Here is a 23,120-nt window from a genome sequence, read left to right as displayed (position 1 = left end):
ACTCGCCGTTGTCGGCGCCGAGCTGTTCGAGGATCTCGGAGACGTCCGGTGCGAGAACGGGCTTGGCGATGTAGTAGGTGTCGGTGACGCCTTCGCTGGCGTGCCCGAGTAGGGCGGCGGCGCTTTTCGTGTCGGCCTCCTTGTCGATGAGGGTGGCGACGGTCTTGCGGAAGGTGTGTGGGGTGACCCATTCCAGGTCGGCTTCGGCGCGGGCTTGGCGCCACTGTCGGCGGACGTTGTTCGGTGACAGCCAGGTGCCTCGCCGAGAGGTGAAGATCGCGTCGTGGGGGTTGTCGGCGGCGACGAGTTTGCGGGCGAGCAGCATCCCGACGGCGAAGCGGGGGAGGACGAGCGTCCGGTAGCCGGCATCGCTCTTGGTCCACTCCTGGCGGAAGAGACCTTTGCCGTTGACGTAGACCAGGGTGCCGCTGATGGTCAGGGTCGGACGTTCGGCGGCCAGGTCTAAGTCCTTCCACCGTAGGGCGAGGATCTCGCCGATACGGGCGCCGGTGGCGAGCATCAGGTCGATGATGTCGGCCAGGTCGCCGGTGTGCCGAGGTCCGGGCTTGCCCGGTACGGGTTGCTGCCATTGCCGGATGACGGCGCGGACGGCTTGCAGATGCTCGTCGGTGAGGGCGACGGGCTTGCGGCGCGGTTTGCGTAGCCGGCCGGTGTCGCGCACCGGGTTGCTGTCGATGGCGCCGTGGCGTACTGCCAGAGCGAACATCTGGCCGAGGACGACCTTCGCGCCCTTGGCTGCCGGCGGTGATCTGTTCGGCGACGGTGAGGTGGGCGTCGTCGAGGTCGACGTCGAAGTCGCGCAGCCCGATCGCCTCGCCGCGGCGCAGGCCGCGGTGCAGGATGAGCACGAACATCGCGTAGAGCATGATGTCGTACGCTTTCGGCGTAGTCGAGGAACTCCCCGGCGTGGGTCGGGGTCCACACCATCACCGGGCTCGGGCGTTCACCGGTGGTGCGCCACCGTTCGACGGCTTTCGGCGTCCACACCTTCGGTGTCGGCGGCTTCCCGGACGGCAGCTCGACGCCGATCGCGGGGTTGGCGGGAATGAGCTTGGCCTTGCGTACGCAGTCGTTGAGGGCCTTGCAAACAGGCGAGTGCGTCGTTCGATCGACGGACTCTGTGGCGGATCGGACAGGACGGCCGACCGGACGGTCACCTCTGGCGCGGACCGCCGGTCGACCCTGCCCCGATCGGCGTACGGTCGCGGTTGCCTGCCGCCGCGTCTGTGGTGGGAGGTCGACAGTTCTCCCAGCTCGAGGGGAAGGTGGCCTGTGGTCGGCGAGGTGGAGCGCCATCGAGAGCTTGTGGAGGCCGAGCGGGCGTACGAGGCCTACGTTCGCTCCGGCGGAGCCGACGCGCAGCAACTGCCGCAGGTGACGCTGGCCTACAAGCAGGCTCTCGGCGTGTTGTCCGACAGGCATCCACAGCGCCTACCTGCGACGGCGCACATCCTTGCGTGTCTGCGGATGCAGTTCCTGGCCAGCGGCGATGTCGCTCTGCTCGACGAAGCAATTGATCTCGCCGGACGTGAACTCGATTCGGCCGGTTCGCAGGCGCGTTCACCGGTTGCGCTGCACGCGAACCTGGCCGGGGTATTGAACGCACGCTTCCAGACGTCCGGCGACCAGGTCGACCTGGACGAATCGATGCGGCACCTGCGCACCGCCGTGGACCTGGCCCGCGACGGCACTGTGGATCAGCATACGGCTCTCATGTCGAATCTGGCGTTCGCGCTACGGATCCGGTACGAGTCCTGCGGTGACTTCGCGGATCTTGCGGAGGCGGTCGATCTGGCCCGCCGTGCGTACGTCGACGCATCGGCCGTGTTCCGTCTGAAGACGGGCTACATGCTGAGTTCTATCCTCATCGTCCGCTACCGCCAGCTCGGCGAGTCGACTGATCTGGCGGAGGCCAGGCGTTTGGCGCTTGAGGTCGTGGAGCACGCGCCCGAGGGCCATCCCGAGTTCGGTGGCTACCTGGCCCATCTGGCCGGGGTGGAGGTCGACCTGTACCGCCGCTTCGGTGACCGGCAGGCCCAGGAGCGGGCGGCAGGCCGCTACGAGCGGTTGATGGACCTGCTCGCGGCGACAGAGTCGATCCGGCCGGTCGTCGTCGGCAACTGGACTCTCATGCTCGACGCCGCGACCGACGTTCTTCGGCCGGCAAGGTGGCTTCCTGGCGGTTCCTCCACTGCCGATGTGCGGCGGGACCTGCCGTTGGTCACCCGCATGCTTCCTGAACTTCGGTCGGCGGCTCAGCAGGCTGTCGGCACCGCGCAATGGCCGTGGACGAAGGCAGCGCTGGCGCGCGCACACCTCGCCATCTACGCGGCGCGCAACAGCTGGGAACATCTGCGGGAGGCGATCGAGGCGGCTGATGCAGCAGTCAGTGGCTGCGTGTCGGAACATCCAGACCATGCCCAGTACGCGCTCGTGGCAGCCGCCGCGGTTCTTGCCCGGTGGGTTCACGACGGCCACCGAGCCGACCTCGAGCGGGCGGATGCGTTGCTGGTCGGGGCATCACAACATCAGTTCGCTACGCCGGTGGTCCGCATCCAGGCGGCGCACGCGTTGATGACGGCCCGTATGACAGCTGGAGACCGCACCGGGGCACACCGGGCAGGCTTGCTGTCGGCCGGACTGTTGCCACTACTGGCCTGGCCCGGCACCAGCCGGGCCGACCAGGAGTTTCGGTTGGTGGAGGTGGTCGATGTCAGCCGCGACGCCACGGCGGTCGCGCTCGCGGCCGGCCTGCGAACCGAGGCCGTCGAGATCAACGAGGCGAGCCGGGCCGTGCTGTGGTCCGGCATGCTGAACGAACGCAAGGATCTCGCGTCGGTACACCTGGCAGCCCCGGCTCTTGCACTGCGGCTGACCCGCGTCCGCCGGGCGCTCGCGTCGACCCAACAGTGACACGTGCGTAGCTGCAGTGCATCGATTTGGCCCGGGTGCTGCGGGCTGCCCGATCGGCGCCGGTCCGGACGTCGGACCCGGTCACGTCAGTGCCGTCGGATCGGGTACGGCGGAGGCGGCCAGCTCGGTCCGGATCCGACCCATGCGTTCGGCGATGCCGGGCTCGGCGCGGGCCAGGTCCGTGATGTCGCTGCGGGTAGCGAGTAGCTGTCCCCACAGCACGCATCTGCCTTCGTCGAGCAGTTCCACCGCGTGCTCGGCTGTTGCCGCCGTGGGCTGCCCGGCGTCCGCGGCGAGTGCGGAGCCTGCGGCGTCCGCGGCAATCAGCGGCCACCGGGTCAGTTGGTGCCGCCGGCTCGTTTCGTCGAGTCCCGGCCATGCCGAGTCGGCAAGCAGGCGCACACCGGCGGCGAGGGCGCGGGCGGCCAGCGCCGGCCGTTCGGACCCGTAGGTGGCGTCTGCGAGATATGTGACGCCGTCCAGGCGGATACCGGTGTGTGCGTCCTCCGAGGCGATGACTTCCTGCCAGATCCGGATGGCGGTTTCGGCGGCGGCGAGGTCACCGAGTCGCTCGTGCTTGCTCTGATGGACGTTGGCGAGGCCGATCAGGTAGTTGGGGCGTTCGGGGCTGCCCGGGCGGAGCAGGTCGACGGACTGTTGCGCCGTGTCGAGTGCCTCGGCCAGGTCGAGCGCCGTTGCGGAACTCTGGATCCGGCGGTCCAGCAGCCCGGACAGGGTGTGCAGCCGCCCGGCGAGTTCGGCGTGACCGTCCGGTGTCGTCGTGACGGCGACACGGGCGGCGTCGATCGCCTCGTCGAGGATCGCGTCCCGGCCCTCTCCGGTGAGGCGGTAGAGGCCGAGCAGCGCAACCGCCAGGTTGTTGTGGTGACGGGACCTGCGCGGGTCGTCCGGTGCGGCGGTGGCGACCGCTTCCCTGCCTACCCGCACTGCCTGTTCCACCCGCGGTCGGCTGGATCGGGCGATGGCAAGGCGGAACAGTGCACCGCATAGGTCCGCCATCCGGGTGGCCCGGGCCGGGTCGTCAACGGCAGTAAGGTCGACAGCTTCGGTGAGGGTGCTGACTGCCTCGTCGGCGTCGCTCTGGCCGCCCAGGGCCTCGTGTCGCTTCCTGAGGGCGTTGCCGAGGTTCCACAGGTACAGCGGACGGTCCGGATGCGTGGCCGGTGTGGCCGTTATCGCCTGCCGGAGCCGCAGGACCCCGTCGACCAGGTCCCGGGTCGACCGCAGCGAGGCGTGTCGCTGCTGCAGCGCCAATCCGAGGTTGTTCAGGAATGAACGTCGGCGGGCGTCGTCCTCAGGGCAGGTGTCGACCGCGGTCCCGAACGCGTCGATCGCCGCGTCGAGGTCGCGTGGATCGGCACGTGCCTCGTACCGCGTGAGCAGTGCGAGTCCGTACTCGGAGTAGCTGGTGGGCCGATTCCGCAGGTCGTGGGTGTGCAGACAGGTGCGGCCGACCTCGACGGCACGGTTGATGTCCCGGTCCACGCCTGTGCGTCGGTACTGCAGGCGCAGGCAGGTCACCAGGAGCGGGCGGGCTGCCGGGACACGGTCGAGCACGTGTTCGGCGAGGGAGATCGCCTCGGCGAGGTCGGCGGCGTCGCCGAGTCGTTCGTACCGCTGCCGCAGGAGCCCGCCGAGATCGACCGCTGCCTCGTCACGGCTGGCCGGTGGCGCGATCGTCAGGCGCTGTCGCGCCGCGACCAACGCCGATGCGAGGTCGTCGAGCCCGCCGGTGCACTCGAACTGGGTGATGCGGGCGAGGCAGCGGACCTGGAGCAGGCCGTCCCGCTCGAGGTCGTCGTTGGCCACAGACAGTGCCTCGCCGGTGATCCGAAGTGCCTCGGCGACTGCCTCGGAAGACTCCACGCGATCGGCGACGTCGGTCAGGAGCCGGCCGAGATCGACGGTGGCCGCATGCCACCGGTGGCTGCCCACGGTGGCCAGGTCACGCGCCTCGCGCAGGACCTGGACGGCGCGCAGCAGCAACCTGGTCGCGGGCTCGGCGCGATGCTGCGAATGGAGGGCGGCACCGAGACGAACCCTTACGAGGAACGGGTCGCCGCCGTGGCCTGCGGCCCGTTCGACCCAGTCGACCGCTTCCCGCAGATCTGCAGGGTCGTGGGTGATCTCGAACCGTTCCTGAAGATCCAGGGCGAGCGCGAGCATGGCCGAGCACCTGTCGCCGGCGGGGCCCGGCCGCGCGGCGACGAGCCGGTGGTGCCGCACCGCGTCGTGCAGTGCCGCTTCGTCCCCGGTGGCGGACCATCGTTCTCGCAGCACCTCGCCGACGTTGAGCCGCTCGACAGAGTCGGGTAGGCCGCGCGCGGAAGCATGCTCCAGCGCTGCGTCGAAGATGGCCGATGCTTCTTCCAGGACGTCGACGTCCGCTCGTCGGCGGTAGCGCACGAGCAGCGTGTTGCCGAGACAGGTCAGGCGGACGTGACGCTCGGGATGGTCCGGACCGGTCAACCCCACCGCTCGGCGGCCGGCCCGTTCGGCGGCGTGCAGGTCGGTGGGATCGGACCGTACCTCGAAGCGGGCCAGAAGTGCGTATCCGAGGTTCACCAGCACCATCGGGAGCTGCTCCGTGCCGGCTTCGGCCTCGGCCCTGCGGCCGGCAGCGATTGCGCCGTCGAGGTCGGCGTGGTCGTCCGTCACGTGGAATCGTGCATTCAGCGCCCGCATCCGTGTGTTGAGGCAACTGATCTTTACCTGCTGCGGGGCGACGTCGGCCAACACCGTCGAGGTGTGCTCGATCGCATCGGTGAGGTCCTCTGGCCGGCCGCTGTGCGAGAAACGCTGGAACAACGCGTCCGCGAGCAGGTTGTGGCTCACTGCCGCATCCGTCGGATCATCGACGGCCACCGCCGTGCGCAGGCTGGTGATCGCCCGGTCCAGGTCGTCGGCGGAGCCGCGTCCGGACTCGCGGCGCGTCAGCAGGGCGAGTCCGAGGTTCCTGGCCGCGGACGCGGTCAGGACGGGGTCGCCGTCGTTGACGGCGCAGGACCGCTCCAGGAGGCCGATCGCCTCGTCGAGCAGGGCGGGATCGGGCCTGTCCCGGTAACGCTGCCGCAGCTGTGCCGCGGCATTGAGCCAGGCGACGGCCTGGATCCCGGCGGAGGTGGTGGGCCGCACATGGGAGATCACGACCGGATCGACCGAGCGCTGTGCCTGTGCCGCGAAGAGATACGAACGGCGGATGTCGGCGAGCAGACCGGCCGCGTCCGCCAACTCCCGCCGTCCGGCAGCGGAGGCGGGCAGGGTGCTGAGCAGTGCATCGGCCAGTTGCAGCGCGGCCTGGGCGCGTGTCTCGCGCCCGCTGTTGAGCCACACCGAAGCGGTCTGTCGGACCACGTGGGTCACCGAGCCGACCGTCGGGTTCCGCGGGTGCAGAGCGTGCCACGCCCATCTGTGTGCATCGTGGAGATCGTCGATGAGTCCGGTCATCCGGAATCTGCGGCCCAGTGCACTGCTCAGCTCCAGCGCGGTCGCGTGGTACTCCGCAGGACCTTCGCGGGCAGCGATACGGTGTCGGGCGCGCAGCACATCGCGGCACAGCGAGAACAGGTCCTCGTCCGCCGGTCCGGGATGGAGTGCGGCGCTGAGCGGGTGCACGGATCCCGGGTCCCCCGTTCGGCCACTGCGCCGCAGGTACTCCTGCACCAGGGGCGGTACCACGCCCGCGGGCGTGTCGACAAGGATCTCGAACGCCCGCAGGACGTTGGCGAGCACCGCGTCGGCGTCCGGTTGCGGCAGTGCCTCGTACAGCTGCCACCCGAACCGTGCATCGAGCTGGTTGAGGTCGCGTTCGAACGCCTGGGGCAGCGGTCCGGGTCCGATCGTGCGGCACAGGTCGACATCGGCGAGTGCCCGACGCAGGTCGGTTACGGTGGAGGCGACCGGCAGGCGTCTCCTCAGGTCGGCCAGCAACCGGCGGCGTCGCTCCTGGGTTCCTTGCCAGTCCTGCGGGGCCATGCGGGACCTCCGACGTCCGCGCGGACAACGAAGTCTATGCATACCGCAGGTGGGTGTACCGCGGCGACATGTCCGGTCGGGAATGACGGATCGACGACCGAGTTTCCCCGAACGGCCGCTGCCGCAGATCCGCCAGTGTCGCGTCGGACGGTTTGCGGATCAGTCGCGGCCGGCCAGCCATGGCAACGCGGCGGCGGACAAGCCGGCTGTGACGGCGATCGGAAGCGTCCAGTGCCAGGACGGTGCGGCACCGTTGATGACCGACCCGGCGATACCGATGACCAACCAGCCGAGGGTGGCTCCCGCGCAGCCGAACAGCAGCGCGTCGAGCAGCCGCCACCCGTGGCCGCGGCGTGATCCCGGTGGCCAGTGCAGAATCGCTGTCGGCACCAACACCGCGAGTGCCGTCAGGGCCGCGACGAGCGGAGCAGTGAGCGAGGGCCGAATCGGCAGTTCGTAGCGCAGGGTCTGAATCGCGGCGAGTGCGGTGACTAGGCCGCCGAGTAACGATGTCTGCAACACGGCCAGCGCCTCGTACCGGAGTTTCTGCCCGTTGTCCACGGCCGCCGCGACGACGCCGAGGACCTGGCTGACGCGTTCGTTCGTGGCCTGCAGATAGATCTCCTCGGTACCGAGCTGGTCGCTCAGCCAGGCGGCGATGTGACGGTCGTTGTCGAGCGGGCTACCGGGCTCATCGGCAGTCGGGGTGTCCAGCGCGCTGCGCATGTTGCGTTCTGCGGTCCGCACGGTGCCGGTCATTATGCGGATCCGGCTCAGGGAGTCGACCAGCCCGCGCTCACGCGACTGCGCCAGGGTGAGCCGCTCGCTGGTGGCACGCAGCCGCTCCGGCGGCATCGGACGCTGGACGTCCCCCACGAGGCGGTCGCAGTCGGTCCTGGCGGCGGCGGTGGCCGCCCGGACGGCGGGCAGGTCACGCACGAGGATCCACTGCTGGTAGCGCAACTTTGCGGCATGCAGCAGGTACCGGGTGAGCGGCACCAGACCGGGTACGTCATCGCTCCACAACCAACGGTCGAGGGTGTCCTTCTCGGCCGGGGGCGCTACGGCGACCAGACGCCGATGACAGGCGACCGGACCGTCACCGCTCGGCGGCAGCTCACCCAGTCGGATCCCGCGGTGGAACCCGGCCGTCGCGGGACTCATGCCTTCGGCGGCCGGCAGCAACGGCACCAACTGCTGGAGTGTGTTGTGCGCCGGCACCTCGATATCGGTCTGTCCGATGTACACGACGGCGGATCCGATGGCGGCACGGGCCACTGGCGCCCCGTCGAGGGCAGCTTCCCACCGGCGCTGTAACCCGATCCAGGTGGCGCCCGGCGGGTCAGGGGCCAGCAGAAGGCTCGCCCCGACGATGTCGTGGTCCTGGTACACGACGAGCTGATCCGCACCGTCGGCGGAGCGTCGGGCGCCGAGGACGGTCAGTCGGCCGGTGAAGCCCCCGGTCACCGCGTCCTGCAGTGTCGCGGGCATACCCGGGATCTGCGAGTCGAGCGCCAGCCCGACGATGCCGTCCCACAGCCTGCGCAGGTCCGCCCGGCCGCCTTCGGACGGGCTCGTGCCGTCGGCGGTGAAGAAGGCGTGCGCGAGCAGCGCCGGTTCAATGACTGTAGGAGGCATCGTCATCGTCGTCAGGCGGGTTCTGGGCACCGGGCGGCTGCGTGTCGGCGGTGAGGCTGTGCAGCAGATGGTTGGCGACTTCACGGGTGGATTCCGGTACCGGGCACAGCGTGCTGTCGCCCATGCGCGAGTAGGCCGCGCGGCGCACCCGCTGGACGGCATAGGCATTGAGCAGCGTCATCGCCTGCGCCAGGGTGGCCTCATCACCCCTGGCGAGCGCGTCGACGGCGACCGCAAGTTCCTGGTGCACCTGCGTCCAGGTCGACTCGGTCAGGTGCAACGTCATGACGGACTCGATCTGTTCGCCGTACCGATGGTGTTGCACAGCGAGTCACAGTAGTCGGGGCGTCCCGTGCCGTCACACCCCGATCGGCGGACGTCGTTCGGTCGTGACTCGCCTCCGATCATCTGAAACCGACGCGGGCACCCTCGTGGTGTTGCGCACCCGTGCGGTATGCATTGGCTGCCCGTGCCGCTCGTGGAAAGGGCCGATGTGACCGAGCCGGACTGGTCCCGCCACGCCGATCGGCGTATGGCGTTGGCCCGGGAATGGGATGAACTCGTCGCACAGGTCCGCGAGATGGACGGATTCGAGGACTTCCTGCGGCCACCCCGCGTCGAACAGCTCCGCGAGGCGGCCACGGACGGCCCGGTGGTGATCGTCAACGTCAGCAGGTGGCGTTGCGACGCGCTGATCGTCCGGGCCGGCGAGGATGTCGCCGATGTCGAGCTGGACGCGCTCACGCTCGACAGGGCCGTGGAACGGGTCAACGCCTACCTCGACGTCCTGCACGAGGACCAGGCGGCCTATCTGGCGCTGCTGGACGCGCGTGAGCGCCGGGAGGACGGGCAGCTCTCCCGCGACGAGTTCCTGGGCGCGGCCACGAAGTACGAGCAGGTGAGGACGGCGACCGAGACCCACCTCACCGGACTTCTCGCCTGGTTGTGGGACGTGATCGCCGAACCTGTCCTCGACGCACTGGGCCCGGCGTCGCCGGAGGGCGGGGAACTGCCTCGGTTGTGGTGGTGCCCGACGGGACCGCTGACGCTGCTGCCCCTGCACGCGGCGGGCCGCCATGATGTTCCCGGGGCGGCAGTGTTCGACCGGGTGGTCTCCTCATACACGCCGACGCTACGTGCTCTGCTGGAGTCGCGGACACGCTCCACGTCCGCTCCGGCCACCGGGTTGCAGGAATCGCTGGTGGCAGTGGCGCTCGGCGAGACACCGGGCCAGCCGATGCTGCCGAACGTCGACCGGGAGATCGCGGTCCTCCACCGTCTGCTGCCGGACCGGTTGGAGGTCCTCTCCGGCAGTGGGGCGACAGTTGCCGCCGTGCTGGATGCGATGGCGGCCCGCAGGTGGGCACACTTCAGCTGCCACGGCGACCAGAACCTCGCCGATCCGTCACAGGGCGGCCTGCTGCTGTACGACGACCTGCTGAGCATCACCGCCATCACCGCACGGCAGTATCACGGCGACTTCGCCTTCCTGTCGGCGTGCAAGACCGCTACCGGCGGCGTGAGTCTGCCGGACGAGGCGATCACCTTGGCAGCGGCGTTGCACTACACCGGCTACAACCACGTGATCGCCACGCTGTGGTCGGTATGGGACCCGAGTGCGGTCGAGGTGACCGAGGCGGTCTACGAGGAGATCGTCGCCGACGGCATGCTGCATCCCGGGCGGTCGGCGCGGGCGCTTCACCACGCGGTTGCCCGGCTGCGTGAACGCAACCTGGACAGGCCGGGAGTCTGGACGCCGTTCATCCACATCGGGCCGTAGCCGCCGACAACACCGCCGATCGTGTCGACAAGACCTGTCCGGGAACGGACGGCATCGGGGCATCGTCGGATGGGAATGCGGAACATCGGCAGCGCCGGGTTCTCTCCCGCCGCGGCAGCCGGCCGAGCAGTTGTGGTCGGAGGAACGTCGACGTCGTTTGTGTCACCGATCAGTACGTAATGGCACGGGATGGTGACGCCGTTGCCGGCCTGACCCGGTTGATCCGTGGTAGACCCCGCCAGTACATGGAGTCGGAGCGGGCGAGCATGGGACGGTTCCGCGGGCCACGGACAGATGACGGTCATCGGTCAATCGAGAAGATCCCGCGTCTTGCGGCGGACCGTTTCCGAGATTTGCCTTGCACCGCGGGAGGTTGCGTGACCGACGGTTCTCGACGCGCCGATGACGTCGTTCGTCGCGTTGAGGGCGTGGCGCTTGACCTCGGCGCGTGTCTCGACGAGGTGGGGTCGCCGTACGCTGCGATCCAGCGTCGGCAGCTCCGCGCGTGCCGCGCTGGCAAACAACTCCAGCACGTCCAGGGCCTTGGCTGACGTCTTGCGCATGTCGTTGATCGAGAAGAACCGGTGGACCTCCAACGGCCCGATGAGCTTGGCGGCCTCGATCCGCGCGGCGGCCTGCTGCACCAATGCCGCGTCACGTTCGCGCTGATCGGCCAAGGCGCGCTTCGCGTCAGTCAACGCTGCCGGCGCGTGGTGCGGGTCGGTCGTTCGGATGCGCTCCAGCCGCAGGTACTCCAGGAGGTGGAGGGCCTGTTGCGCGACGAGGATGAGTCGCAGACTCCCCGCCACGCCCTTCGGATCCGCGATCCGGCCGATCGCCGACTCCCTTTTGGGCAACGGGTCGTTGCTGTCGATGTCATTGACGGACTCGGTAACGTACCCCTGCAGCGACTCCAGCGCGATCTCCAGATCCCTTCTGGCACCGGCGACCTGGTCCCAGTCGGCATCGAGAAGCCGCCCACGGGCACGTGTCGACTCCACGACCCGCTGCAGGAACCGGTACGTTCCGACGATCTCCCCGATCTCCCGTGCCCGAATCCGTTTCTGGATGTCGGAAACCTTCCGATCAACGGCTTCGACCGCCGCCTGAACGTCCGCGATGGCCGAGCGCAATGCCAGTGACACCGCCGCGGTCTGCAATGCCAACGCCTGCTCCGCGCCGAACGTCACTGCCTCGAACGACAGATTCCCTGCGAACGTGCCGCCGTCGCTGCGAACATAGCCGCGCAGCGCGCCGCTGCCGTCGAACTGTCCGCCGAACTCACGGAGTTTCTGCAGACTCTGCGCTGTCGGACGCAGCAGCACCTCCGCGGTAGCCCCGACGGTGCCGACCGTGGCGGCGGCCGCACCTGCATCCGCGAGTGTCGTCGCCGAACGACGACGTTGGCTCTCGTCCGGACCGAGCAGTTCTGCGAGCACATGTTCGACCGCACCGGCCTCGCCGTTGGCGTACAGGGCGTCGCCGTCGAGAAACAGGGTTACCTTGGTCGACGCGTCGTCCCCACCTGCTTCCACGCGTCGACCGTACAGATCCCTGCCTCGGACCGCGTCCGGAAGTCGGTCACGGGTTCGTCTCCGACCGGCTCGTAGCTGCCGGATTCCTGCGGGCCCGCCGGCAGTCAATGCCGGGAAGTGTCAGCGGCTGCAAGTAGAGCCTCGCCATGATCCCCGAGGAAGTAGCGCAGGTGTACTGGGCTTGATCTTCAGTCTGGTGGTTGGGGTCGAACACTTTGCCAGGACGGCGCGAGCGCCTGAACCATACGAGACGCTGTCGGCCGGCCTTGTATACGGGTTCGCGTGTGGACTGGTCATGGGGATCCTCGCCATATGTACAACCTTCATGAACGACGCGGACGCCGGCATATCGGCCGCTCCTGACCCCATCGGCCTTCTCTGCGGAGACCGTAGCCGAACCCTGGCCAGAAGCATCACTATCGGAGGTATCACCGGAGTCGCAGCTGCGGTTGGAGCTACGGTCGCGGCACGCCGCACGTACGGAACGACAGGCGGGACTACGGTGGGCTAACGTTCGGGATGTCGCAGTGGTGTTCGACAACGGCACTGACAGCCCTCAAGTTCGGCACCTGGAGAAGACTCGTGGCTGTGACGGTCGTCGGTGGACCCGTCGGGACATTTATAGCCGGCTCCGGTAGTCGTCTCCGGGGTTGCGGGGTAGCGGCGCGCGCGGTTCAGGCGAAGTGATGAGTAGTGATGCGTGTGACGGCCAAGTTCGGCCCCAGCTTGATCGGTGATCCGATCAGCAGCGGGTCGTTCGGCGACTTTCTGCGGATGCAGTCGCGGTCAGGCTCGATGCCCGGCAAGAACCTTGCTGAATATTGCGAGGTAGCTTTCGTGGGCCAGGGATAGCTCTGCGAGCGCCTCTTCGGTGAACCACCCAATGGCATCGTGTTCGTCTGGCGCGACGTTGGCCGGAGACCCCTTCCACGCTTCGATCAGCCAGATCTGCATGTCGAAGGTGTCGCCATGAACCTCGTGCAATGGCGGACCCGCCGGCGCGGCAACGTCGACGCCCAGCTCCTCTCGAAGCTCTCGAGCAAGTGCCGAGCCAGGCAGTTCCCCGGGCTCCACGTGCCCACCGGGCAGGTCCCAGACGTCGGGAGACCAACGGCGCTGGGGAGATCGGTGACAGAGCAGTATCCGGTTGCCGTTTCGCAGCAACGCCGTGACAATGCGAGCCTTGGGGGCAGCGCCATCCGCGGAGATCGACATGAGCGCATTGTGCACGCGTCGTGCGAAGGGCCTTGTTAGGGCGTATCCAAGATGGCTGCGCGTCGACGTGGCCCGGGATCATGGTTGAGTGGCGTTCGATTTGCGGAACATGGTCCGCACGTGGGCTCCAGGCGCAGCTCGACGCCCTTGCCGCCGCCCATCGCGATCCCGAGCCGGGCCCTCCGCAGCCGCGGGAGCCGCGGCACCTCGTCAAGGACGAACCCCCCAGCCAGCGCAGGGCGCACAACTGCACCGCCACACCGAGCACGTTGCGCCCGGTCCGGTACTTGCGCAGGAACGCCTCATCCGCACCGGTCGGCGTGAAATGCCGGATCAGCTCGACCGGCACCAAACGCTCCGGGTCAGCCACGAAGTGCTGATCAATGGGCCTTATGACCGGCGTAGCAAGAGGAAGACGAACCCGAGTACGCCTCGGTAGCCGTGGACGTAGCGGTGGCGGTGTTCGGCGGATACCCGGAGAAGTTGTTCCCGGTCGGGATGGTCAGGGTGGTCGAGCGCCCAGTCAGCCAGCGAGCCGACCCAGCTCCACTCGTAGTCGTCCCAGTCGGTCTGGGTGCTGACATACTGGAAGACCGGGGTCCACCCGTCGGCGACCACGTTGTCGACAAGGGTCGGCAGGTCGGTGAACCTCTGGGGACCGGCGCCCTCCATCTCCTCAAGCAGTTCCGGGCTGGGCTCGCGTTCCCAGAAACAGTCACCCAGCAGGAACATCCCGTCGTCGCCGAGCTGTTCGCGGGCCGCCCGCAAGGTGGGGAGCAACTCGCCGAAGGCGTAGGCGGCGCCGATGCTGAGCACCACGTCGGCCTTGCAGGACGACCGGTACTCCTTCACGTCCTGCGTGATCAGCTCCAACCGGTCCGCGACACCCAGCCGGGTGGCCGACTCGCGGGTCGAGCCGAAGCCTTCCGACGAGACGTCGACGCCCACCGCGGTGATTGCCGGGTAGGTGCGCAGTGCCCGCAGCAGCCATTCCCCCTTACCGCAGCCCAGGTCGAGCACGTGTGCGTCCGGCCGCCGGACGGTCCGAGCGAGCAGGTCGTCCACCCTGCTGTCACTGACCGGGGCGTAGATGGGATGGTTGGCGTGCGCCAGGGCACTGAGTTCCTGTCGATCCACTGCGGCTTCCTAACATGAATCCGCGAAGTCCCCAATCCATTTAAGGGCGCATCCCAGAGGCATGCCGGTCGATGATCCTCGGGATCATGGTTGGGTGGCGTTCGATGTGCAGAACATGGTCCGCACGCGGGCTCCGGACGACTTTTGGCTGGTAGCACAGCCGTTGATCCCGGTCCCGGCCCGTCGGCCGCACGGTGGCGGGAAACGGCGGGCCGATGATCGAGCGGCGTTGGCGGCGATCGTGTACCTGATCCAGGCCGGCTGCTTGTGGCCGAAGTTGCCGGTCGAGCTGTTCGCGATCAGCCGTTCGACCGTGCGTCGCCGGTTCGCCGAATGGACCAGGTCAGGGCTGTGGCCGAGGTTGCATCAGTAGTGCTTGAACCGGCTCGGTGTGATCACCGAGATCGACTGGTCCAGGGCGATCGTCGATTCGATCGCCGTACGCGCTGAAAAAGAGGGCTTGAGACCGGTCCGAGCCCGAGCCGCCGTACGGGGAATGGCTGGTCCTGCCGGACTCCGAGCCGAAACAGGGAGGTGTCTTCACGACCTACTGCTGCAAAGTGGCCTGATTATTCGTCTCACGTCGATGTGTATAGGTGTGGCATGCTCGGTGAGGCTCTGACCGTGACCACGTCTCCTTTCGCCACCGGGCTACCGCCGCGTCATCACGTTCGACCGCCCGGTGCGTAGGGACCTGCGGCGACCAGCCGAGCCGGTGCAACAGATACGACACTCCACGCAGCGTGTAGCTGACGTGGAACAGCCTCCCGATCAGCACCGCCACCCGCGCCAGGGTTCACCGCTGGTCATCGACCCACTCGTTCGCGGCCGGTCCCTGTTCCAACCGGGCCAACTGGGAATCAGACAACCGGCACCGGCTACCACCATGGGGTAAGTCCCTTTTCTCCGGTGCTGCCACAGATGGTTCCCTCCATGGCCATCAGAGCATGATCAAGAGGCTCCATATAAGCGCGGGGGAGCTCAACCCAGCAACGTTCGATGCCACCTTCGAGCAGCTTCAACATGGCCGCGTTACCGCTCACGAAGTCATGACGGCGTGCGGCGGCGAGGCGATCGTGCAATCGCCCGGCGTTCATTCTGTCCCTCGTCCGTCCCGCCGACGGCACGGTTCGCCGATACGGGAGACTTCGCCCGGTTAGGTAGCGCCGGCGCGATGCGTTGCGCAACGTGAGCTTCATCATCAATGCACGTTGGTAGATGCCTTGTGACGTGCGCTTTTAGCTTCCGGCGGGTTTCGACCGTTCGGGCTGCCCCTCGGGGAGCGTCTACAGTCCTCGTGCCGCCGCCCCTTTGCGGCCAGTCCGAGCATTTCCAACCGACTTGAGGACATTCGTGTCTGCAATGCGCCGATTGACCACCGCCGCTGTCGTAGCAGCCCTGTGCGCCACCGTGTCGACCCTTGTCGTACAGGGCGACGCGCGAGCCGCGGATCCGCTCTACAAGGATCCGTCCCAGCCCGTGGAGGTGCGGATGAACGATCTCCTGGGCCGCATGTCCCTGACCGAGAAGCTAGGTCAGATGACCCAGGCCGAACGGAAGTTCATCAGTACCGCCGGCATGCGGGATCTGCGGATCGGCTCGGTGATGGCCGGCGGTGGGGAAGGTCCTGCGCCCCAGTCGCCCCAGGTGTGGGCGGATCTGTACGACAGCTTCCAGCGCGCGGCGTTGGAGACACCGCTGGGTATCCCGATGATGTTCGGCATCGACGCGGTGCACGGCGCCAGTCACGTGCGCGGCGCGACGATCTTCCCGCACAACGTGGGACTCGGCGCGACCCGCGATCCCGGCCTCGTCGAACGGATCGGCCGTGTCACCGCCACGGAGGTGGCCGCCACCGGAATCGACTGGACCTACTCGCCGTGTGTCTGCGTGGCCCGCGACGACCACTGGGGCCGCGTCTACGAGTCGTTCGGTGAGACGCCCGAGAATCCCAGCGCCATGACGAGTCTCATCACCGGGCTGCAGGGCCCGTCGCTGAACTCCTCGACGTCGATTCTCGCCACCGCCAAGCACTATGTCGGCGACGGCGGCACGACCGGCGGGGACGATCAGGGGAACACCGCCGTCTCCGAGGCGGAACTGCGCGCTGTCCACCTCCCGCCGTTCCGGGCCGCGGTACAGCGCAACGTCGCCAGCGTGATGGTGTCGTACTCCAGCTGGAACGGCGCGAAGATGCACGGTCACCGCTACCTGCTCATGGACGTTCTCAAGGGGGAACTGGGTTTCCAGGGCTTCGTGACGACGGACTGGGACGGCATCGAGAAGGTCGACGGCCAGTTCGGGTTCACGCCCGAGGACGTGCGGACAGCCGTCAACGCCGGCATTGACTCGTTCATGATCACTGAGCAGTACGCCAACTTCATCGGGCTGCTGCGCGCCGAGGTCGACGCCGGCCGCGTGCCCATGTCGCGCATCGACGACGCCAACCGCCGGATCCTGCGCAAGAAGTTCGAACTCGGCCTCTTCGAACGACCGTTTGCCGACCGTGGCACATCGTCCACTGTGGGCAGTCGCGAACACCGTGCAATCGCGCGGGAAGCCGTGCAGAAGTCCCAGGTCGTCCTGAAGAACTCCGGCGCCCTTCCGCTCCCGCAGGCCCCCGGCAAGCTCTTCGTCGCGGGCAAGTCGGCCGACAATATCGGGTTGCAGAGCGGCGGTTGGACAATGACGTGGCAGGGCGGCGACGGCCCGATCACGCCCGGAACGACGGTCCTGCAAGGCATCCGGAACACGGTCGCACCCGGCACCACCGTCACCTACAACCGCAACGGCGACGGCATCGACGCCTCGTACCGCGCCGCGATCGCCGTCATCGGCGAGAAACCCTACGCGGAATACGAGGGTGACCGCGAGGACGACCTGCGTCTCGACGCCGAGGACCGTGCCGTCCTGGCCAGGCTCAAGGCGGCCGGCCTGCCGGTCGTCACGGTGATCCTGTCGGGCCGCCCGCTGGACATCACCGCCGAATTGCCCGACCTGTCGGCACTCATCGCGGGTTGGCTGCCCGGCACCGAGGGGCAGGGCGTCGCGGACGTGCTCTTCGGCGCCGTCCGCCCGACCGGCACGCTGCCTGTGAGCTGGGCCCGCAACGTCGGCCAGCAGCCGATCAACGCCGGCGACGGGAAGAGTGCCCTGTTCCCGTACGGCTTCGGCCTGACCTACGCCCCGGTCATCCCGCTGCCGGATCCTCCGCAGCCGGACAGCCGATGGAACGCGCGCGACACCATCCGCGCCGAGTACTTCACCGGCCAGCAGGGCACCCAACTCGAACAGTGCACCGACGCGGGCTGCGGAAAGGCCGTCGGCTACGTCTCGCCCGGCGACCACATCGACTTCGACAGCGTCGATTTCGGCGGCACTTCGCCGAACGCGGTGACGCTGCGGATCGCCTCCGGCGCGTCGTCCGGCAACGTCGAGTTCCGGTTGGACAGTCCCACCGGGCCGGTCGTCGCGACGGCCCCCGTGTCACCAACCGGCGGTTGGGAGTCGTGGGTCGACCTGACGGTGCCCGTCGCCGGAGCCACCGGGAAGCACCGCCTCTATCTGATGTTCACCGGTCCCGGTGGCGACTTCGTCAACGTGAACTGGGTGAGGTTCGCATGAACCGCCTCGTGATGATGGCCATGGCGTTCCTGCCGCTCACCGTGGCGGCGGTGGTTTCCGTCGAGTCCGCGGCGGCCGCGCCGGCGGGGCCGTGTTCGGTGCAGATCGTCGCGCACGAGGACGACGACCTGCTGTTCATGAACCCCGACATCCAGAACGACATCCGCGCCGGCCGTTGCGTGCGCACGGTGTATCTCACCGCGGGCGACGCCGGGCGGGACAGCAGGTACTGGTCGGCGCGGGAGAACGGCGAGAAGGCGGCGTACGCGACGATGGCCGGCCGGGCCAACGACTGGCGCGACCGCACAATCAGCGTCGCCGGCCGCGACGTGCGGGTGTCGCAACTCGCCGGGACGCCGGTCGAACTCGTCTTCCTGCGCCTACCCGACGGCTTCGACGGTCGCGGTTCCGACACCTACGGCGGCCAGAGCCTGCAGAAGTTGTGGGAGGGCCACCTGCCACGTCTGACCACTGTGGACGGTGCCGCCGGATACACCCGTCAAGAACTCGTCGATGTCCTGCACGGGCTGCTGGTCGAGGCCGGCGCCGACGTCGTCCGGATGCAGGACTTCCGCGGCGACAGCGGAGCGATCGGCGTCGACGGCGGTGATCGCGACCACCACGACCACCACGCCGCCGCCTACTTCGCCTACGCCGCGCATCGACTGTACGGCACGCCGCACCGCACCACCGCATATCGCGGCTATTCGATCAGCGAGCTACCGGCCAACGTCTCCGGCACCGACCTGAGCCTGAAGAAGACCACGTTCTACGCCTACGCCCCGTTCGACGAACTCCTCGGGTGCAAGGACGACCGCACCTGCGACGCCGATCCGACCAACGGCGGCGCCCCCTCGGTCTACCGGCCGTGGCTGGAGCGGCAGTACACCGTCGACGGCCCCGCCGCGGACGGCTCGGTGGAACTGCGCGCCCTCAGCACCCGCTGCCTGGACGTGCGCGACTTCAGCTCCGTCAACGGCACGCCCGTTCAGCTGTGGGACTGTGCGGGATCGGCGAACCAGCGGTGGACCTTCGCCACCGACTCAACCCTGCGCGGATACGCCGGAAAATGCCTCCAGGCCGACCCGGCCGGTACCTCTGCGCAGATCTGGAACTGCACCGGTGCGGCATCACAACGGTGGACGCTGACCGACGCGGGCGAACTGCGTAACGCCGACGGCCGCTGCCTCGACCTGCGCGACGCCGACCTGCCCAACGGTTCACCGGGCGAGATGCGCCCCTGCACCGGCGAACCACGCCAGAAGTGGCGTGCCGTGTGACCGATCGGCGTCGTGACGGACTCAGCGACGCACAGTCGTGACTGTGAAGGTGCCGGAGGCGAACGCGTAGACAGCACGGCCGCCCTCCGCGCCGTCCGAACCGCCTGCTGCTCGGAGTTCATCCGGGCACCGGCGGTTCGGACGGGCGGCCGGACCTCGCTAACGGCAGCAGGTGCCGCTGGCCCAGGTGGCGCGGCCGTCGCTGTTGCGGTACAGCACAAGGTTGCCGTCGTTCTGCTGGACGAGGGTTGATGCCCCGTTGCCGTTGGTCTGCGAGGCCCAGACCGCGACGGCGTCGTACGTGTACATCACAAGGTTGCCGTCGGGCTGGTTGACGATCCAGGTCGCACCCCGCTGCCCCGAGGCCCAGATCGGGGCACTGCCCTGGTAGATCACGAAGTTCGCGTCGGCCTGCATGACCGTGCGGAACCGGCCGTCCGGGGAGGTGATCGCGGCGTTCGTACCCATCAGACCCTGGCCGGAGTTGACCCGGTCGCCGCCGGAGGGCTGGTCGAAGCAGCGGCTCTGCAGCAGCCGGTTGGGTGAACCCGCGGCGTCCGACACGACACCGGCGGATGCGCAGCGGATCAGCGCGTTCTGCACGGTCGCCGGGTTCGCGCCCGGGTAGCGCTGCCGGAAGATCGCCGCCGCACCTGTCACGTGCGGGGTCGCCATGGAGGTGCCCGACTTGACGCCGGTCGCGGTGTCCGACGTGTTGACGCTGGAGGTGATGCCCACCCCGGGGGCGAACAGGTCCACGCAGCTACCGAACGCCGAGGAACCCGCCCGGGCGTCGTTGTTGTTGGCCGAGGCGACCGTGATCGCCTCCGTGGTGCGTGCCGGCGAGTTGTTGCAGGCGTCGATGTTGTTGTTCCCGGCAGCGATCGAGTACGTCACGCCCGAGTTGATCGAGTTCCGAACCGCGTTCTCCATCGGCGCGCTGGTGCCGTTGCTGATACCGAGGCTCATGTTTGCGACCGCGGAGCGTCCCGCCGCGTCAGCGGTCACCCAGTCGATGGCGGCCACAATGCCCGCAACACTTCCGGAGCCGTTGCAGCCCAGCGCCTTGACGGCGACGAGTTGCACGCTCTTCGCTACACCGTGGGCGTTGCCGCCGATCGTCCCGGCGACGTGGGTGCCGTGACCGTTGCAGTCGTCGGCGTTGCCGTTGTTGTCGATGAAATTCCATCCATAGCGGGCCCGCCCACCGAAGTCGGCATGGCTGATGCGCACACCGGTATCGAGGACATAAGCGGTGACGCCTGAACCCGGCAGCGAATCGATGTATCTGCGGTCGAGCGGCAGGCGGGGCTGGTCGACGCGGTCCAGACCCCAGGACGGCGGGTCGGGCTGGGTCGCCTCCGCACGGACAAGGCGGTCCTGCGCCACGTACGCCACGGCCGGGTCGGCAGCCAGCGCCTTCGCCTCGGCCTCGCCGAGGTGCGCGGAGAAGCCGCGCAGAGCACGGTTGTAGACGTGCCCGATCGTGCCCTTGTGCGCGGCGGCCAACGACCGGGCCGTGGCGGTCAGGTCGGTGCGCGCGGCCGAGTTCTCCTTCAGCACCACGATGTAGCTGCCGGTGACCGCGTCGGCCAGACCGATGTCGATGATCTGGCCGTCGGCCGGTGCCGCGTGCGCCGCGGCTCCCCCGGTCAGAGCGGACGCCATCAACGCCGCCAAACCCACTCCTGCAATGCGCCTCATGCGCGCCTCCTTCGTCGGTGCCGAAACCGACGAAGAAGGCGCAGCCATCGTTCACCATCGCTGGACATCGCTCACCATCACTACGAGAATCCCGAGACTCTGCCGGCACCGCCCTTCTCGTGGGTCCCTGAACCCCACGGCCGCCGGACCCGGCCCGGCGAGGTGACCGGCTTCCTCGGCCCGAACGGCGCCGGCAAGGCGACCGGGCACGGCGGCCGGGCCGGGCGGTGACCGCGATGGTTCGGCGGTCGAGGCGTACGGGTAAAGGCGGATGGAAGGAACCGACTGGCTTGGCGCGCTTACCATGCCCGGAATCGCTCCCGTTGCGCCCGAGCCTGTCGTGCCTGCCAGCCAGTCGCCGTGCAGCACCGCCGAGGCGAGCGACACCTCGCCGGCGAGCACCACCGCGGCGCAGATCTCGGCGAACTTGCGCACCTTCCGGCGCCGTAGCAGCCGAGCAGTTCCAGCGCCTCGCGCTGGGTCGGCAGGCCCGTGCTGCCGCCGTAGGTGGCGACGATGAGCGCGGGAGGCTGATCGAACACTAAGGGACCGTCTCAGGTAGTGGCCTTGGTCCATCGGCGGTAGCAGAGGAGGAGGAGGCAGACGAGGTCGGCGAAAGCTTGGAAATGCTCGGCTTTGCGGTCGTAGCGGCGGACGAGTCGGCGGTTGTTGAGCAGCCATGACAGGCAGGGCTCGACGATCCAGCGGTGTCGGCCGAGGCGTTGGGTGGACTCGATGCCTTTGCGGGCGATGCGGACCTTGACCCCGCGGCTTTCGGCCGGCCGCATCCACGGCATCGGACTACCCCCGCATGCGTGGGGAGCACGGCCGCAACGGCCAGGGCACCCTGTTCCTCGACGGACCACCTCCGCATGCGCGGGGAGCACCCAACCTCGAAACCGTGCATGCGCGTGCCTCGCGGACCACCCCCCCGCATGCGCGGGGAGCACGACGCGACGTTCCTGCGCCGTGGCGCCGTGGTGGGACCACCCCGCATGCGCGGGGAGCACAAGCCGACCGCGGCCACGATCTACGCGGGCGGGGGACCACCCCCGCATGCGCGGGGAGCACTGCCGCAGCTCGATCCGCGTGACCTGCGAGTACGGACCACCCCCGCATGCGCGGGGAGCACTCTAAGAAATCCTGTATCCGCAAGTGTCTCATCGGACCACCCCCGCATGCGCGGGGAGCACCCGCGCGCGTTCACGTCCGCGGCCAGCGCGGGAGGACCACCCCGCATGCGCGGGGAGCACAGGGGCTTGGTCCGGACGCTTACCGGGAGTTCGGGACCACCCCCGCATGCGCGGGGAGCACGGCGCGTGCAGCTGTACGCCTGGTGCGTGTTTCGGACCACCTCCGCATGCGCGGGGAGCACACCTTTTGACCTGCAGTGCCGTAGATCAACATCCAAATTTCTGATTGGATGCTGCCTTCGGTCCCGGAGCTTACCCGTCGGCGGTCGCCTCGCGGCCCAAGCATTGGCGCGCTAATGCTGCATTCGATGCCCGACGCCTCCAGGGTGAGGGCCCGACTTGGTTGGGCGCAAGCGAGTGTTCGGCCCCCCGTTTCCCCCGAAAACCCCTGGCGATAGCTGACAATCAGTGACAAGCGATGGCTATCGACGGACCGCGTTTGTGCAGCTCAATGCCAACTTATGGCGACCGTTGACTATGTCGAAACGGACACTTTCGGTAACAAGTGGACGGCCTGTCAGGACCAGTTGGAGCGGAAATCGAAACCGTTACAGCCAGTAGCCTGCTCGGCCTCCGCGTACAGCACGGCGGCTTCTCGATGGCATACCTAGGTGGGCCGGCTTATGCGCGGCACTGGTGCACCTTGTCGGCGACGTGGACCAGTGTTCCGCGAGCGCCGGTACCGTTCGGTCATGGAGGACCTTGTCAGCCGAGCTGGAGCGGTGGCTGAACGGCATCTCGGTGTGCCTGAGCTGGTTGATCGTTGGGCTCATGTTCGGGCGGTGGCTGAGCGTGCTTGGGCGCTTTGCGCAGGCTTCGCCGACCCGGTGGACCGAGAACTGGCGGTGGCCGCGGCCTGGCTACACGATATCGGTTACGCAGGGGAGTTGGTGGCGACCGGTTTTCACCCGCTCGATGGAGCGCGTTACCTTCAGCGCGTTGGCTTCCCGCCTCGACTTGTCGCGCTGGTTGCGCATCATTCCGGTGCGCGGTTCGAGGCCGCGGAGCGGGGTCTCGGGGCTGATCTTGAGGTGTTTCCGCTCGAGGACGGTCCGGTGATGGATGTCCTGGTTGCTGCTGACTT

The 23,120-nt window shown here is 68.3% G+C and carries 16 protein-coding genes and 3 pseudogenes; 6 read left to right on the top strand and 13 right to left on the bottom strand.

What is annotated here, in order from left to right; genetic code table 11:
* Window positions 1-766 (bottom strand): annotated as a pseudogene (locus Val02_RS45795) (tyrosine-type recombinase/integrase); the annotation flags it as partial.
* Between the two features lie 527 nt (window positions 767-1,293).
* Here Val02_RS45795 and Val02_RS45790 point away from each other — a divergent pair.
* Window positions 1,294-2,934, top strand: coding sequence for a hypothetical protein (locus Val02_RS45790; protein ID WP_203905669.1), 1,641 nt, complete (start codon window positions 1,294-1,296; stop codon window positions 2,932-2,934).
* A gap of 81 nt (window positions 2,935-3,015) precedes the next feature.
* Here Val02_RS45790 and Val02_RS45785 read toward each other — a convergent pair whose 3' ends face one another.
* The 3 genes from Val02_RS45785 to Val02_RS45775 form a co-directional block, all read right to left on the bottom strand.
* Window positions 3,016-6,930, bottom strand: coding sequence for a tetratricopeptide repeat protein (locus tag Val02_RS45785; RefSeq protein ID WP_203905668.1), 3,915 nt, complete (start codon window positions 6,928-6,930; stop codon window positions 3,016-3,018).
* A 159-nt stretch (window positions 6,931-7,089) separates the two neighbouring features.
* The gene (locus Val02_RS45780; RefSeq protein ID WP_203905667.1) at window positions 7,090-8,652 is read right to left on the bottom strand and encodes a CATRA conflict system CASPASE/TPR repeat-associated protein; all 1,563 of its coding nucleotides are present in this window, start codon (window positions 8,650-8,652) and stop codon (window positions 7,090-7,092) included.
* A complete protein-coding gene (locus tag Val02_RS45775) occupies window positions 8,549-8,854 on the bottom strand; it encodes a CATRA system-associated protein (protein ID WP_203905666.1) in 306 nt (101 codons plus the stop codon). The genes Val02_RS45780 and Val02_RS45775 overlap by 104 nt, the downstream gene beginning before the upstream one ends.
* Before the next feature lie 294 nt (window positions 8,855-9,148).
* Here Val02_RS45775 and Val02_RS45770 point away from each other — a divergent pair, with 294 nt between their 5' ends.
* Complete coding sequence (locus Val02_RS45770; protein WP_203905665.1) at window positions 9,149-10,348, top strand: CHAT domain-containing protein; 1,200 nt, start codon at window positions 9,149-9,151, stop codon at window positions 10,346-10,348.
* Window positions 10,349-10,656: 308 nt separating this feature from the next.
* Here Val02_RS45770 and Val02_RS45765 read toward each other — a convergent pair whose 3' ends face one another.
* The 4 genes and pseudogenes from Val02_RS45765 to Val02_RS45750 all read right to left on the bottom strand — a co-directional run bounded on the left by Val02_RS45765 (window position 10,657) and on the right by Val02_RS45750 (window position 14,235).
* Window positions 10,657-11,883: a hypothetical protein gene (locus Val02_RS45765; RefSeq protein ID WP_203905664.1), complete on the bottom strand. Its 1,227-nt coding sequence runs from the start codon at window positions 11,881-11,883 to the stop codon at window positions 10,657-10,659.
* A gap of 786 nt (window positions 11,884-12,669) precedes the next feature.
* Window positions 12,670-13,098 (bottom strand): NUDIX domain-containing protein, encoded by a 429-nt coding sequence (locus Val02_RS45760; RefSeq protein ID WP_203905663.1) that lies wholly within the window; start codon window positions 13,096-13,098, stop codon window positions 12,670-12,672.
* A gap of 143 nt (window positions 13,099-13,241) precedes the next feature.
* Window positions 13,242-13,492: pseudogene (locus tag Val02_RS48855) on the bottom strand (DUF4158 domain-containing protein); the annotation flags it as partial.
* Window positions 13,489-14,235: an SAM-dependent methyltransferase gene (locus tag Val02_RS45750; protein ID WP_203905662.1), complete on the bottom strand. Its 747-nt coding sequence runs from the start codon at window positions 14,233-14,235 to the stop codon at window positions 13,489-13,491. The pseudogene Val02_RS48855 and the gene Val02_RS45750, both read right to left, overlap by 4 nt.
* 61 nt (window positions 14,236-14,296) lie before the next feature.
* On the opposite strand from Val02_RS45750, the gene Val02_RS48850 reads away from it, so the two are divergent.
* On the top strand, window positions 14,297-14,608 hold the full coding sequence (locus Val02_RS48850; protein WP_373318068.1) for a transposase: 312 nt from the start codon (window positions 14,297-14,299) through the stop codon (window positions 14,606-14,608).
* Window positions 14,609-14,782: 174 nt separating this feature from the next.
* Here Val02_RS48850 and Val02_RS48845 read toward each other — a convergent pair whose 3' ends face one another.
* A complete protein-coding gene (locus tag Val02_RS48845; protein WP_203905660.1) occupies window positions 14,783-15,019 on the bottom strand; it encodes a helix-turn-helix domain-containing protein in 237 nt (78 codons plus the stop codon).
* 707 nt (window positions 15,020-15,726) lie between these two features.
* Here Val02_RS48845 and Val02_RS45735 point away from each other — a divergent pair.
* Together Val02_RS45735 and Val02_RS45730 are read left to right on the top strand one after the other, a co-directional pair.
* Window positions 15,727-17,859, top strand: coding sequence for a glycoside hydrolase family 3 protein (locus Val02_RS45735; RefSeq protein WP_239153838.1), 2,133 nt, complete (start codon window positions 15,727-15,729; stop codon window positions 17,857-17,859).
* A complete protein-coding gene (locus Val02_RS45730; RefSeq protein ID WP_203905658.1) occupies window positions 17,856-19,139 on the top strand; it encodes a ricin-type beta-trefoil lectin domain protein in 1,284 nt (427 codons plus the stop codon). The genes Val02_RS45735 and Val02_RS45730 overlap by 4 nt, the downstream gene beginning before the upstream one ends.
* A 159-nt stretch (window positions 19,140-19,298) precedes the next feature.
* Here Val02_RS45730 and Val02_RS45725 read toward each other — a convergent pair whose 3' ends face one another.
* The 4 genes and pseudogenes from Val02_RS45725 to Val02_RS48835 all read right to left on the bottom strand — a co-directional run bounded on the left by Val02_RS45725 (window position 19,299) and on the right by Val02_RS48835 (window position 21,640).
* Window positions 19,299-20,843 (bottom strand): S8 family serine peptidase, encoded by a 1,545-nt coding sequence (locus tag Val02_RS45725; protein ID WP_239153837.1) that lies wholly within the window; start codon window positions 20,841-20,843, stop codon window positions 19,299-19,301.
* Between the two features lie 51 nt (window positions 20,844-20,894).
* Window positions 20,895-21,278: a hypothetical protein gene (locus tag Val02_RS48035; RefSeq protein ID WP_239153836.1), complete on the bottom strand. Its 384-nt coding sequence runs from the start codon at window positions 21,276-21,278 to the stop codon at window positions 20,895-20,897.
* 14 nt (window positions 21,279-21,292) lie between these two features.
* Window positions 21,293-21,385: pseudogene (locus Val02_RS48840) on the bottom strand (hypothetical protein); the annotation flags it as partial.
* Window positions 21,386-21,397: 12 nt separating this feature from the next.
* Window positions 21,398-21,640 carry a hypothetical protein gene (locus Val02_RS48835; RefSeq protein ID WP_203905655.1) on the bottom strand — a complete coding sequence of 81 codons (243 nt, stop codon included), beginning with the start codon at window positions 21,638-21,640 and terminating at the stop codon, window positions 21,398-21,400.
* A 1,088-nt stretch (window positions 21,641-22,728) separates the two neighbouring features.
* On the opposite strand from Val02_RS48835, the gene Val02_RS45710 reads away from it, so the two are divergent.
* The coding region (locus Val02_RS45710; protein WP_239153835.1) for an HD domain-containing protein at window positions 22,729-23,120 on the top strand (392 nt) is incomplete at its 3' end.

The organism is Virgisporangium aliadipatigenens (genome assembly GCF_016863615.1).
GTDB lineage: Bacteria > Actinomycetota > Actinomycetes > Mycobacteriales > Micromonosporaceae > Virgisporangium > Virgisporangium aliadipatigenens.
The sequence above is the reverse complement of the archived record's forward strand: the minus strand, read 5'-3'. Positions and strand labels throughout refer to the sequence as shown.

Coding starts and splice junctions, on each gene's coding strand:
- Val02_RS45785 (WP_203905668.1), bottom strand. CDS start 6,930: ATGGCCCCGCAGGACTGGCAAGGAACCCAGGAGCGACGCCGCCGGTTG.
- Val02_RS45775 (WP_203905666.1), bottom strand. CDS start 8,854: ATGACGTTGCACCTGACCGAGTCGACCTGGACGCAGGTGCACCAGGAA.
- Val02_RS45770 (WP_203905665.1), top strand. CDS start 9,149: ATGGACGGATTCGAGGACTTCCTGCGGCCACCCCGCGTCGAACAGCTC.
- Val02_RS45760 (WP_203905663.1), bottom strand. CDS start 13,098: ATGTCGATCTCCGCGGATGGCGCTGCCCCCAAGGCTCGCATTGTCACG.
- Val02_RS48850 (WP_373318068.1), top strand. CDS start 14,297: ATGCCGGTCGATGATCCTCGGGATCATGGTTGGGTGGCGTTCGATGTG.
- Val02_RS45735 (WP_239153838.1), top strand. CDS start 15,727: ATGAACGATCTCCTGGGCCGCATGTCCCTGACCGAGAAGCTAGGTCAG.
- Val02_RS45730 (WP_203905658.1), top strand. CDS start 17,856: ATGAACCGCCTCGTGATGATGGCCATGGCGTTCCTGCCGCTCACCGTG.
- Val02_RS45725 (WP_239153837.1), bottom strand. CDS start 20,843: ATGAGGCGCATTGCAGGAGTGGGTTTGGCGGCGTTGATGGCGTCCGCT.
- Val02_RS48835 (WP_203905655.1), bottom strand. CDS start 21,640: ATGCCGTGGATGCGGCCGGCCGAAAGCCGCGGGGTCAAGGTCCGCATC.